Source organism: Flavobacterium sedimenticola (assembly GCF_030053345.1).
GTDB classification, from domain to species: Bacteria; Bacteroidota; Bacteroidia; order Flavobacteriales; family Flavobacteriaceae; genus Flavobacterium; species Flavobacterium sedimenticola.
Map to the genome: position 1 here is coordinate 39502 of NZ_JASGBP010000008.1, position 13491 is coordinate 52992.

General features: G+C 42.3%; 8 protein-coding genes. 4 read left to right on the top strand and 4 right to left on the bottom strand.

What is annotated here, in order from left to right; genetic code table 11:
• Window positions 1–61 precede the first annotated feature (61 nt).
• Window positions 62–1561, top strand: coding sequence for a T9SS type A sorting domain-containing protein (locus QHT84_RS11430; protein WP_283239703.1), 1500 nt, complete (start codon window positions 62–64; stop codon window positions 1559–1561).
• A 16-nt stretch (window positions 1562–1577) separates the two neighbouring features.
• On the opposite strand, the gene QHT84_RS11435 is transcribed toward QHT84_RS11430, so the two are convergent.
• The gene (locus tag QHT84_RS11435) at window positions 1578–1955 is read right to left on the bottom strand and encodes a group III truncated hemoglobin (protein WP_283239704.1); all 378 of its coding nucleotides are present in this window, start codon (window positions 1953–1955) and stop codon (window positions 1578–1580) included.
• A 78-nt stretch (window positions 1956–2033) separates the two neighbouring features.
• Window positions 2034–4877 carry an aminomethyl-transferring glycine dehydrogenase gene (gcvP, locus tag QHT84_RS11440; protein WP_283239705.1) on the bottom strand — a complete coding sequence of 948 codons (2844 nt, stop codon included), beginning with the start codon at window positions 4875–4877 and terminating at the stop codon, window positions 2034–2036.
• Between the two features lie 175 nt (window positions 4878–5052).
• Between gcvP and QHT84_RS11445 the strand changes: the two genes are divergently transcribed.
• The 3 genes from QHT84_RS11445 to QHT84_RS11455 all read left to right on the top strand — a co-directional run bounded on the left by QHT84_RS11445 (window position 5053) and on the right by QHT84_RS11455 (window position 10536).
• On the top strand, window positions 5053–5868 hold the full coding sequence (locus QHT84_RS11445; protein WP_283239706.1) for a UbiA prenyltransferase family protein: 816 nt from the start codon (window positions 5053–5055) through the stop codon (window positions 5866–5868).
• A 3-nt stretch (window positions 5869–5871) separates the two neighbouring features.
• The gene (locus QHT84_RS11450) at window positions 5872–6270 is read left to right on the top strand and encodes a hypothetical protein (protein ID WP_283239707.1); all 399 of its coding nucleotides are present in this window, start codon (window positions 5872–5874) and stop codon (window positions 6268–6270) included.
• 261 nt (window positions 6271–6531) lie between these two features.
• Window positions 6532–10536 (top strand): Ig-like domain-containing protein, encoded by a 4005-nt coding sequence (locus QHT84_RS11455; RefSeq protein ID WP_283239708.1) that lies wholly within the window; start codon window positions 6532–6534, stop codon window positions 10534–10536.
• A gap of 271 nt (window positions 10537–10807) precedes the next feature.
• Here the strand turns inward: QHT84_RS11455 and QHT84_RS11460 are convergent, their stop codons facing one another.
• Together QHT84_RS11460 and purE are read right to left on the bottom strand one after the other, a co-directional pair.
• Complete coding sequence (locus QHT84_RS11460; protein WP_283239709.1) at window positions 10808–12832, bottom strand: M3 family metallopeptidase; 2025 nt, start codon at window positions 12830–12832, stop codon at window positions 10808–10810.
• 115 nt (window positions 12833–12947) lie between these two features.
• The gene (gene purE, locus QHT84_RS11465; RefSeq protein WP_283239710.1) at window positions 12948–13433 is read right to left on the bottom strand and encodes a 5-(carboxyamino)imidazole ribonucleotide mutase; all 486 of its coding nucleotides are present in this window, start codon (window positions 13431–13433) and stop codon (window positions 12948–12950) included.
• Window positions 13434–13491 lie beyond the last annotated feature (58 nt).

Consider the following 13491-nt stretch of genomic DNA (forward strand, 5'->3'; position numbering starts at 1 on the left):
TAAATTATTCTCGTTTTTGTAAATAATTTGGATTGTTTTACTTTTGAAAAAAAATATGGAAATGAAAAAACTTTACGTTCTCTTAGTAGCCTTGTTTAGTGCAACAGTAATTTATGCTCAAAATGATTTATGTGCTAATGCCATAGTCTTAACTCCCGGTTCATCTTGTACAACGGTTCAAGGCACGTTTAATGGTGCAACGATATCAACACCTAAACCGAGTTGTGCCATGGATGCATCTCAGGATGTTTGGTATAGTTTTGTTGCTACTGAGAAAATGATGGGTATAGTTTTATTTGGAACCACCGGAATCAGTAACGGGTTTGAAGTCAGAACCGAGAGTTGTGACGGATCCGTAATCATTTGCAGGAATGTTAATAATACAACGGGTTCGGGTGAAAGTCTACTGTATAATAACTTTGAAATAGGAACCACCTATTATATTCGAGTTTTTAATGCTTTTATAGCAACTTCTTCCAATACATTCTCTATTTGTTTGCAAAGTTATCCGGCGCCGGTCAATGACAATTGTGCCAATGCTATTGTTTTGAATACCTCAACCTCTTGTAATGCAGTTGAAGGAACATTTTCCGGTGCGACAATAACTAATGCTGCTCCCGGATGTGCCACGGATGCATCTCAAGATGTTTGGTATAGTTTTGTAGCAACTGAAAAAACAATGGGGATTCATTTATCAGGAACTTCGGGGATAAGTAATGGCTTTGAAGTTTTAACTGGTAATTGCAGCGGATTGTCATTCCTTTGTAGAAATTCCAACAATGCCAGTGGTTCCAGTGAGAGTGTTCTGTTCAATAACTTTGAAATAGGGACAACCTATTTTGTCAGAGTCTTTAATGCTTTTACAACCACATCTATCAATACTTTTACGATTTGTGTGCAAAGCTATCCACAGCCTGCAAATGATAATTGTTCAAATGCTATCACGATTCAGCCCAATAGTAGTTGTACCGCCAATACGGTAGCCTTAAGCGGTTCAACCTTAGATGGTGTGAGTTCTATATTTCTGTGTTCGCCTAATCCATCACAAGATGTCTGGTATAAGTTTACAGCAACCAATGCCACCTTGACCATTTCATTGTCCACTGTTGTCGATGTTAGTAATGGTTATCAAGTTTATGAAGGAGGATGTAACGGAACGTTAGTGTATTGCAGAAATGCAAATGGCAATGGATCTGGCGAAACATATACTTATGGCGCTTATACGGTTGGGAACGAGTATTATGTGCGAGTGGTAAATGAATATTCGACTCCAATAACAACTTCAAGTTTTAATATTTGTGTGGTAGATACGACACTGAGTTCTCCTGAAAATTCGCTTCAAAACGTAGTGGTTTACCCTAATCCGGCAAATGATTTTTTACAAGTAAGTAACGTTGAAATTTTGACCGGTTATGAGTTATACAATCATTTGGGACAAATGATACGAAAGGATAAACTAAATAGTAATCTAATTAATGTACAAGATTTACAAGCCGGTATTTATGTGCTCAAGCTAGCCAACGATTCGGGTTCAATTGTAAAAAGGATTATCAAACAATAACAAAAGAAACGAGAGGTTAACTCCTCTCGTTTTTTATTTTAACTTGCATAATCGTTCCGATACTTAATGCTTGGGTTTTAATTTGTTCGGCCTTTTCTCCTTTGAAGTTTTCGTCTACAGTATTGTAAAAATGACGAAGCCAAATAGCGAACAATTCCGGTGATAAATAGGATTTGGCATTGACGTCTAAATGAATTTGTGTCAGGTTTTTGGTATAGCCGCCGGTACCTAAAATGGCTTGTGACCAAAACGTGACCAAGATGGGCAAATGCGCTTCAAGTTTTATTTTGACGACATCAGTGAAAATGTAACTAATGGAATTGTCCGCCAACAATTTTTTGTAAAACGCATCCACGAGTAAATACAAGTCGTCTTGGGTTTGAAAATCTTTCATTTTTTTTAACGTAAAAATCCCAAACTCTATTCCGACATTTCGGGAGAATTTGGGATTTTCGTATTAGCCATTCATAGGTTACATATACGCTTCAATCGGTGCGCAAGAACAAACCAAGTTTCGGTCGCCATAAGCATCATCTACTCGGCGAACGCTTGGCCAAAATTTGTTATCGGTTAAATAGTCTAACGGATAAGCCGCTTGCTCTCTTGTGTATGGGAATGTCCAAGTGTCTGTAGTTAACATGGCCAACGTATGCGGCGCATTCTTTAATACATTGTTGGCGTCATCAGCGGAAGCAGCGTCAATTTCTTTTCTGATTGAAATCAGCGCATCACAAAAACGATCCAACTCGGCTAAATCTTCTGATTCGGTTGGTTCCACCATCAACGTACCGGCTACCGGGAAAGAAACCGTTGGGGCATGGAAGCCGTAATCCATCAAACGTTTGGCAATATCGGTTACTTCGATACCGTTTTGTTTAAACGAACGGCAATCTAAAATCATCTCGTGAGCCGCACGACCACATTCTCCCGTATACAAAATCGGGTAGTGCGCTTCCAAGCGGGTTTTCATATAATTGGCGTTCAAGATAGCGTGCTCTGTCGATTTTTTCAGCCCTTCGGCACCCAACATGGTGATGTAACCATAGGAAATCAAACAGACTAAAGCCGAACCGTACGGTGCTGCTGAAATGGCAGTGATGGCTTGGTCACCGCCCACTTTAATAATAGGGTTGGTCGGTAAAAACGGAACTAATTTTTCGTTTACACAAATAGGACCCACACCCGGTCCGCCACCGCCGTGAGGAATGGCAAACGTTTTGTGTAAGTTGAGGTGACAAACATCGGCTCCAATGGTGGCCGGATTGGTCAAACCAACCTGAGCATTCATATTGGCACCATCCATATACACTAAACCACCGTTGTCGTGAATGATTTTTGTGATTTCGCAAATAGCACTTTCAAAAACACCATGTGTAGAAGGATAAGTCACCATCAAACACGATAAGTTCGCCGCGTGTTCGATAGCTTTTGCTCTCAAATCTTCGACATCAATATTGCCGTTTTCCATGGTTTTCGTCACAATGATGTGCATGCCGGCCATTGCCGCCGAAGCCGGATTGGTTCCGTGTGCCGAAGCCGGAATCAAACATACATTTCGGTGGTTATCTCCACGGGATAAATGGTAAGCACGGATGGCCATTAAACCGGCGTATTCGCCTTGTGCACCTGAGTTCGGTTGTAATGTAGTGCCGGCAAATCCGGTAATAACATTTAGCTGTTGCTCCAATTTTTTCAGCATGGTGATATACCCTTCGGCTTGCTCTACAGGGGCAAACGGGTGTATACTGTTCCAATTTGCCATAGATAAAGGCAACATTTCGGCTGCGGCATTGAGTTTCATCGTGCAGGAACCCAACGAAATCATCGAATGGTTAAGCGACAAATCTTTGCGTTCTAATTTTTTGATATAACGCATCAACTGGGATTCAGAATGATGGTTGTTGAAGACTTCATGTTGCAGGAATGTGGTGGTTCTTTCTAATGAAGCCGGGAAATTAGTGTTGGTATTCAAGTCCGAAATTACGAATGCTTCTTTGCCGGTTGCTTCTGCAAAAATGGTAATGATTTGATTCAAATCGGCTATCGAAGTCGTTTCGTTTATGGAGATGGAAATGGTTTCTGCATCGGCATAGAAGAAGTTAACTTCATTTTTCTCAGCGATGGCTTTCACTTTAGCGGCATCAGCTTTCACCAAAATGGTGTCAAAGAAAGCCGAGTTGGTTTGGTAAACGCCTAATTTATTTAAAGCTTCCGCCAAAGTTACGGCCGAAGCGTGTACTTTGTTGGCGATGTATTGCAACCCTTTTGGTCCGTGGTATACGGCATACATTCCGGCCATTACCGCCAATAAAACCTGAGCGGTACAAATGTTAGAAGTCGCTTTTTCACGTTTGATATGTTGTTCACGGGTTTGCAAAGCCATACGCAAAGCACGATTGCCGTTGGTGTCGATGGTAACACCGATAATTCTGCCCGGCATAGAGCGTTTGTATTCTTCTTTGGTCGCAAAATAAGCCGCGTGCGGACCACCGTAGCCCATTGGAATACCAAAACGCTGCGTCGTTCCTACCACTACATCGGCACCCATTTCTCCGGGTGGCGTTAATTTGGCTAAGGCCAAAATATCGGCGGCTACCGCTACTTTGATATCAGCCGATTTCGCTTTAGCGATAAATCCGCTGTAATCATTTACCTGACCGTATTTTCCGGGATACTGTAAAATGGCTCCGAAATAGTCATTCGAAAAATCAAAAGTTTCGTGGTTGCCAACCACCAATTCCACACCAATCGGGGTGGAGCGGGTTTGCAAAACCGACAGGGTTTGCGGTAAAATTTCTTCAGAAACGAAGAATTTATTGGCGTTATTCTTTTTTTGATCACGAGTGCGAACATCAAATAATAAAGCCATGGCTTCTGCTGCCGCAGTTCCTTCGTCTAACAACGAAGCATTGGCAATTTCCATTCCGGTTAATTCGATAACCGTAGTTTGGAAATTCAAAATGGCTTCCAAACGGCCTTGTGCAATTTCAGCTTGATACGGCGTATAAGCGGTATACCAACCCGGGTTTTCAAAAATGTTTCGTTGAATAACAGCCGGGACAATGGTTGGGTGATAGCCCAAACCGATATAGGATTTGAATACTTTATTTTTTTTACCCAATTCCTGAATATGTGTCAGGTATTCGTATTCGGTCATCGGAGCGTCCAAATTCAAATCGCTTTTCAAGCGAATGTCATCCGGTATGGTTTCGTAGATGAGTTGGTCAAAATTTTCAACTCCAATGGTTTTGAACATGTGGTTGAGGTCGCTTTCACGCGGACCTATGTGGCGTAATGCAAAGGCGTCTGTTCTCATTAAATTGTTGCTTCTAAAGGTGTTTAGTTGTGTTTTAACCGATGCGGATCGGTTGTGATTTTTAACGCAACAAAAGTAATTATTAAACTCTTATTTTTTGGTTAAAAGGATGTCAATTTTTGATAATTTTTCAACCGAAAAGGGTTGTTGTTAACAGTTTTACTATTTTTGAGGTATGCGGTATGTAAAACAAGTCCTCGATTTTTATATTGGCAGCAGTATTCATGTAGCATTGTCAGTATATGCTTTAGTCCGAATGACCGGATTTTTGTTTGGTATTTCTGAAATTCAGGCTTGTGCGTATTTTGCTTTTTTCGGGACCATATCGGCCTATAATTTTGTTAAGTATGACGCTTTGGTGCGCACTCAAAAAAAAAGAGTGAGTTCTTCCTTGAAAGCCATTGCTTTGTTGAGCTTGGTGTCTTTTTTGGGTGCGGTATTTTATTTTTTGCAATTGGCACAAATTACTAAAATTATCGCGGTGGTATTTTTAATATTGACACTATTATACACGTTGCCATTCTTTCCAAATGCCAAAAATGCCAGAAACTGGGCCGGAGTTAAAATTTACATAGTAGCTGTGTGTTGGGTAGGAGTGACATTGTTTTTACCAATCATCAATGCCGGACTCTCATTTTCAACAGAAGTCTTTATCGTTGGCGTGCAACGTTTTATTTTGATTTTTGTGTTAATCTTGATTTTTGAAATTATAGACCTTAAAGAAGATGATCCGCATTTGCAGACCGTGCCGCAACAAATTGGAGTGAGTAGAACCAAAAAGTTGGGCCTTTTTTTGATGCTGTTTTTTATTGGTTTGGAATTTTTGTTCGTGCATTTCAATCCCACTGTATTTGTTTTGAAAACAGGGATTGCTGTAACCGTCATGCTGTTTCTGCTGCTTGCAAATGAACAAAGATCAAAGTACTATAGTGCTTTTTGGGTAGAGAGTATACCGATAGTCTGGATGATTTTGTTACTCTCACTCGGATAGTTTATGAATAACGTTGTGTTTTTTTTCGGGTGTCAATTTACCGTATTGAGATTCAGTATGCTGACTTTAGCGTGGACACTGTCAATACTCTTCCTTTGGCCTGCATTTCTTGACACTATGGTTGGCGTATTTATCGGTTACACCGTGGCGGCTTTGCTTTTTGCGGGAGTGGTCAATCGGGTGTTGCTGCTTATTATTTTATTGGTGTTTATGGTTCACAAAAAGAGTGTAGTGTATTTTCAAAACACCATGCTGCTGACTGTGGGTTTGTTAAGCACTTGGGTATATAGTTGGTTTCGAGTGATGGATTTATGGTTGTTCTTAGATCATTTCCTAATTATCACATTTAGTGTTTTCTTGTATCACGCTTTCCTGGTTAAAGCAATAAAAATTAACAAATAATAAGGTTCATGGGGTTAAGTTTTTATAAGAATTATTATATAAAATACAGTATTGGTTTAAGACTTTTCTTGATTCTTTAATAGGCTCTAAATACTAAGAAAGTGAATAATATACAGCATTTTTAACTTTAGTTGAACAATAATGTGTTAAATCTTTGTTTTTATTAATTATCCAAAGTTAAAATGGTTAAAGCTTTTGGTTTTGTTTTTTTTCCTCTTAAAAAGCAGTATATTAGCCCTATTAACCAAATCTTTTTATTGCATGAAAAAACTTACTTTTTCTAAATGTTCTCGATGGCAATTGCCCCCGACCTCGAAGAGCATTTTTTCTTTTTTGACCTTTGCTGTATTGTTGATAGGACAAAGCATCAATGCACAAACGGTCTTGATTAATCCCAATGCTGAGGGTGGATTTGAAAACGGATCTACTTTTGCAGCTAACGGATGGACAACGGTGAATGCTACTCCAAATAATTGGAGTGTGGGAACAGTGCCGGGATGGTTCTCGGGTACTGCAGGTGCTTATGTTTCGAATGATGCGGGAATCTCATGGGCTTACACTAACAGTTCTATTTCTCGTCCTTCTTTTTACAGAGATATCACGTTTCCTGCCGGTGCCACTTCCGTCACTTTAAATTTTGATTGGAGAGCAAATGGTAACGACGGTAATTGGGATAACTTATTGGTGTATGTAATGGATACCTCTATAACACCAACCACTGCCGGACCAACCACTACCAACACAACTACTACGGGTTGGACTGGTTATACCAACGGAACAACCGGATATTATTTATTACAGCGCAACGGAACAGCCGTTCCAACCACAACAACTGCGGTAACGTATTCATTTACGGCTGCCCAGTTGGCGTATGTTTCCGGTGCGACCAAACGTTTGGTGTTTGTATGGAAAAATGATGGTAGTGGAGGAACAAATCCACCGGCGTCGTTGGATAATATCTCACTTACTGCAGTGGTTCCTACATGTTTTGCCCCAACAGCCTTAAATGCGGGTTCAGTAACCTTAGCTTCGGCTGTGGTAAACTGGACGGCACCTGCATCAGCTCCATCTCAAGGTTATGAGTATGAGCTCAGAACCAGTGGTGCTGCCGGAAGCGGAGCCACCGGATTGGTATCAAGTGGTGTACATGCTCTTGGAACAGTGTCTGCGAATCTAAATGGGTTATCGGCCAATACAAGTTATACCTATTATATAAGGTCAAGTTGTGGTGCAGGTGACTTTAGTTCATGGGCTTCAGTAACGTTTTTTACCGGTTACTGTATACCTTCGTCAACGTCAAATGCTTCCTACATAAATAATTTCTCCACGACAGGAGGTGCCACCAATATTTCAAATTTAGGCTCAGGGTATACTACCGGCGGATATCAAAATAATTTTGATACGGCTACAGTAAGTCAGTATGCAACAGGAACCATCAACTTTGCCTCTGATATTGTAGGCGGTTCAGTTGGAACCAGCATTTGGGTAGACTGGAATAACGATTTGATTTTTGATAACACCACTGAAAGAGTATTTGTTACTACAGCTTACGGATTTAATCAAACCGGAAGTTTTACTGTGCCTAACGGAACAGCACTTGGAGACTACCGCATGAGAGTCAGAATTGACTTCAATGCCATTGCACCCGATGCTTGTGCTAGTACCAATACCAGAACAGAGGCTGAAGATTACAAACTGACTGTAATTGCACAACCGTCTTGCTTGCCACCATCAGGGTTAACGGCCACGGCCAATTCACCTTTTACAGCAACATTGAATTGGACGGCTTCTACATCAAACCCAACCGATGGGTATGATTATTATGTGTCGACTACAAACGTCGCTCCTACGGCAGGAACCACGCCAACAGGGAATGTAACCGCAGGCAATATTAGTGCTTCCGTGTCTAGTTTGGATCCAACGACTACTTATTATGTATGGGTGAGAAGTAATTGTGGTTCAGGAACCACAAGTATCTGGACCTCTGCAACGGTTTCTTTCACTACACCTTGTAATCCTCCGGTTATTACAGGGACTACTCCGGGCTCGGTTTGCGGACAAGGCACAGTGGCATTAGCGGCTGCTTCCAATGAAGGAACCATCAAGTGGTATGCTGCTGCTACCGGTGGCAATGCGCTGGGAACAGGGAATACTTTTACAACTCCTTCAATCACGAGTACCACCTCTTACTATGCGGAAGCTTCTTCATTGGGAGCGACCCAAACAAGTGGTAAAGCGGCACCGGCACCGGCTGCAACTGCTTCTACTTTCAATAATTGGGGAATTGTTTTCAATGCCACTGCACCGGTACAATTGCAAAGTGTTGCCGTATATTCAACAGCTGTCGGAACAGTAAATATCAAGGTAACAAACGCTGCTTTGACAGAGTTGTATGCTACCGGTGATGTAGCTGTCGTGGCAGGAGGAACTACTACACCTAACATCATACCGTTGAATTTTGCAGTACCTGCCGGCAACGGATATCGTATTTTGATCAAAGCGACGTCAGGTGCTAGTTTAATACGCGATAACGCAGGCGTTACTTTTCCATATAACGGAACTGATGGTGTCCTAAATGTAGTTTCTTCTGAATGGGGAGGAACCACTACGGCCAACTACTACTATTTTTACGATTTAAAATACAGCAGTGTTTGTACTTCAGCAAGAACTGAAGTCGTAGCTACGGTAACTGCTCCGCCGACATTGGCTTTGAGTACTAACAGTACTGCAGCGGTTTGTTCAGGCGATTCGAGTGCTGCTGTTACTATAGCAACCGGTGGTGCTGATTACGATACCTATGTTTGGTCTCCGGCTACCGGAGTGAGCGGAGATGCCACAAACGGATGGGTTTTCAATCCTGCAACGACTACGGTTTATACTTTGACAGCGTCACAATCTTCCGGAGCTTCTTGTGTTGAAACGACCGACTTAACCGTTACTATCAATCCGAACCCGGTTGTCAATGCTTCAGCAACCAATACCGTATTCTGTGAAGGTTCATCAACTACTTTGACTGCGTTAACTGAGACGACTGTTCCGGGAACCATCAATGTAGGAACTGCCACCACTTTAACCGGTGCAACTACACAGCCAACCGCTTTCTGTAACCGTTGGGCACAATATTGGAACCAAACGGTATTCACAGCCGCCGAATTGCAAGCTTTAGGATTGAAAGCAGGTAACATCACGTCTATCGCTTACACTACCACTACTTTAGGTGACGGAGCGAATGTGGGCAACTTTGCGATTCGCATCGGTACAACAACCAACACAACACTTACGTCTTTTGTAACTACAGGATTGTCAACGGTGTACGGGCCAGCAACTTACGCACACAGCGTAGGGGTAAATACGATTGTATTTGACACCCCTTATGTTTGGGATGGTACTTCTAACATAGTTGTTGATATCAGACAAACCGGTGCTGACAGTATCAATAATGCTATTACTTATTACACTGCAACGGCGGGGGCAATGACGATTTCAGCAGTAACCAGTACTACTTTGGCTACGAATAGCATCCAAAATTTGGTAACGGCAGGTTCAGTAACGCCGGCTACTTCTACGCAACGTTTGAATGTAATATTAGCCGGGCAAGTGGGTTCTACCGGAGCCGGTAACTTAACGTGGACTTGGAACCCGGGTGCTTTAACCGGGAACAGTGTCACTGTTAGCCCTTCGGCTTCTGCCACGTATACCGTTAGAGGAACCAACCCGGTAACCGGATGTTATACCGAAGATACTGTTGATATCACTGTAAATCCGTCTCCGGCACCAACCGGTGATGCGGTACAGACTTTTGAAGTAACGGATTTGGCTGATGCCACTGTGGCCGACTTGGTTGCTGTTGGAAACAACATCCAATGGTATGCTTCCGAAGAAGATGCTATAGACGATGTAAACGAATTGGCTTCTACTACGCAATTAGTGAATGGAGCAACCTATTACGCGGTACAAACGTCAGTGGAAGGTTGTCGCAGCATCACGGCTTTGGCGGTGACTGTAACCGTAACTTTAGGAAATGACTCATTCAACTTGGCCGGATTACAATACTATCCGAATCCGGTGACTAATGTGTTGCATGTGGAATACAACGGAACGATTGCTTCTATCGAAATCTTCAATACGTTGGGGCAAAAAATCGCGACGCAAAATGTGAATGCGATTACCACAAGTATCGATATGGCTCGCTTGGCCGCCGGTACGTACTTTGTAAAAGTACAAGCTGAAAATGGTTCAAGAACCCTTAAAATTATGAAAAACTAAATCGAGTTTTTCCTCATAAAGAAAGCCACCGCAAGGTGGCTTTTTTGTTTTAAAAAGATTAGGGCGTTTCCCTTCGAACAGTCGGCTTCCAGCCTCGTGTCCTTTGGGCCGCGCTTTTCGCTTAATCTTTTGTTTTGTGCTTCGACAAGCTCAGCATGACAAAACAAAAGGATACCGCTTCAATCGCTAACGCGCACCCCGGAGTACCAAAAAAACCGAAGCCTTAACTCCGGTTTCTAATTATTCTAACTTGTCTAACGGTCTAAGTAGTCTAAATCAATCCGGCGCGTTTTAACAAAGCTTCCGGTTTCGGTTCTTGCCCACGGAAACGCTTGTACAATTCCATCGGCAATTCGGTACCGCCTTTCGAGAGTACGTTGTCTTTGAATTTGGTGGCGACTTCCGGGTTGAAAATCCCTTTCTCCTGGAAATACGCAAAGGCATCGGCATCTAATACTTCCGCCCATTTATAACTGTAATAGCCCGAAGAATAACCGCCTTGGAAAATATGCGAAAAAGAAGTACTCATACAATTCTCCGCCACATCCGGATACAAAGTAGCAATGGCCATAGCTTGTTTTTCAAAATCTTTTACCTGATCTATCGTTTGTGCTTTGGCGTGATACGCCATGTCTAAAATCCCGAAACTCAATTGGCGTAACGTAGCCATGCCTTCCAAAAAGCTGGCGCTTTCCTTGATTTTATCGACATACTCTTGCGGAATAACTTCACCGGTTTGGTAATGTTGGGCAAACAAGGCCAAGGCTTCCGGTTCGTAACACCAGTTTTCCATAATCTGACTCGGCAATTCCACAAAATCCCAATACACCGAGGTTCCTGATAAACTCGGATACGTCGTATTGGCTAACATCCCGTGCAACGCATGCCCGAATTCGTGAAACAAAGTCGTTACCTCATTAAAGGTTAAAAGGGAAGGTTTGGTTTCGGTAGGTGGTGTAAAATTGCATACAATGGAAACATGAGGTCTTTCGTTGACACCGTTTTTGATGTATTGCGGTTTGAACGACGTCATCCAAGCGCCATTGCGTTTCCCCTTTCTCGGGAAGAAATCGGCATAGAAAACGGCCACCAATTGGCCTTCAAAATCCAATACTTCAAAAGTTTGTACGTCTTTGTGGTAGGTGTCAATATCAAATACTTCTTTGAAGGTAATGCCGAACAATTTTTCTGCCACCGTAAACGCACCGTTTAACACGTTCTCCAATTGGAAATACGGTTTTAATAGCTCATCGTCTAAACTGAATAGTTTTTGTTTCAATTTTTCCGAATAGTACGCGCCGTCCCATTTTTCCAAACTTTCTAATCCGTCTAATTCCTTCGCGAATGCAGTCAGTTCGGCAAATTCTTTTTGGGCTGCCGGTTTGGCTTTTTCCAGTAAATCATTCAAAAACGATTGTACTTTCTCCGGATTTTGTGCCATACGTTCTTCCAATACAAAATGCGCATGCGATTCGTAGCCTAATAATTGGGCTCTTTCGTGACGCAATTTCACAATGTTTTTCACGTTTTCCTGATTGTCGTAATCGTTTTCCTGAAAGGCTTTTTTACCGGCGGCCAGGGCCATTTCTTTGCGCAATTCGCGGTTGTCTATATAGGTTACAAACGGCAAATAACTCGGGAAATCTAAAGTGAACAGCCAGCCGTCTAAATCATCGGCTTTGGCTAAGGAACGGGCCATTTCTTTGGCGCCATCGGGTAACCCTTTTAAATCGGCTTCGTTGGAAATGTGCAATTTGTAACTGTTGGTTTCGGCCAACACATTTTCACCGAAAGTGAGTTTGAGTTTGGCTAAGGTTTTGTCGATTTCACGTAAAATTTCCTTTTTATCTTCCGAAAGCAACGCCCCGTTTCGGGTGAAGCTTTTGTATTTTTTATCGAGTAAAGTGGCTTGTTCCGGCGTTAAATTCAAACGGTCTTTTTGATCGTAAACAGCTTTCACTCTTTGGAATAAATCTTCGTTTAAGGTAATGTCGTTGCCAAAAGCCGTCAATAAAGGCGAAACGTCTTGGGCGATTTTTTGCATTTCGTCGCACGTCTCAGCCGAATTTAAGTTGAAGAAAATAGATGACAATCGGTCTAAGGCTTGTCCGGCAAAATCCAAGGCTTCGATGGTATTTTCAAAGGTTGGCGCTTCCGGATTGTGGGTTATGGCATCGATTTCGGCTCGGGCTTTGGCAATGCTTTCTTCAAACGCCGGTTGGTAATCCTCAATTCTGATTTGGGAGAATGGCGCCGTATTGTGTTTGGTGTGGAATGTTGAGGTTAAGATTTTCATGTGTTTTATGCTAAATGTTTTATAGCCCCGATTCCTTCGGCAGTCACTTCGTTCGTGTGGAGCAAGTATCCTCGAAGAGATACTGTGGAAAGCGGGAAACAGCTCCTAAAAAATATTATTTTTTCAGTTCCTCCGAAGATTTATGCACGGCTTCTTTTAAACTTTCTTTGTAGAAGATGATTTTATCGAGTACGCATTTGTCGTGACTTCCGATGATTTGTGCGGCTAAGATACCGGCATTTTTGGCGCCGTTTAAAGCTACTGTCGCTACAGGAATGCCGCCCGGCATTTGTAAAATTGACAAAACCGAATCCCAACCGTCGATGGAATTGCTCGATTTTACGGGAACGCCAATCACCGGTAACGGACTCATAGAAGCGACCATACCCGGTAAATGGGCGGCACCGCCGGCACCGGCAATAATCACCGAAATGCCGCGGTGGTGGGCATTTTTGCTGAACTCGAATAATTTTTCGGGGGTTCGGTGTGCGGAAACGATGTCGACTTCCGTTTCGATGTCAAATCCGTTTAAGATGTCGATGGCTTCCTGCATAACCGGTAAATCCGATTTCGAACCCATGATGATGGCTACTTTACTCATTTTATTTTTTGTTTCAAGTTTAATGTTTCAAGTTGTTGTAATTTTAACTACCAACTGC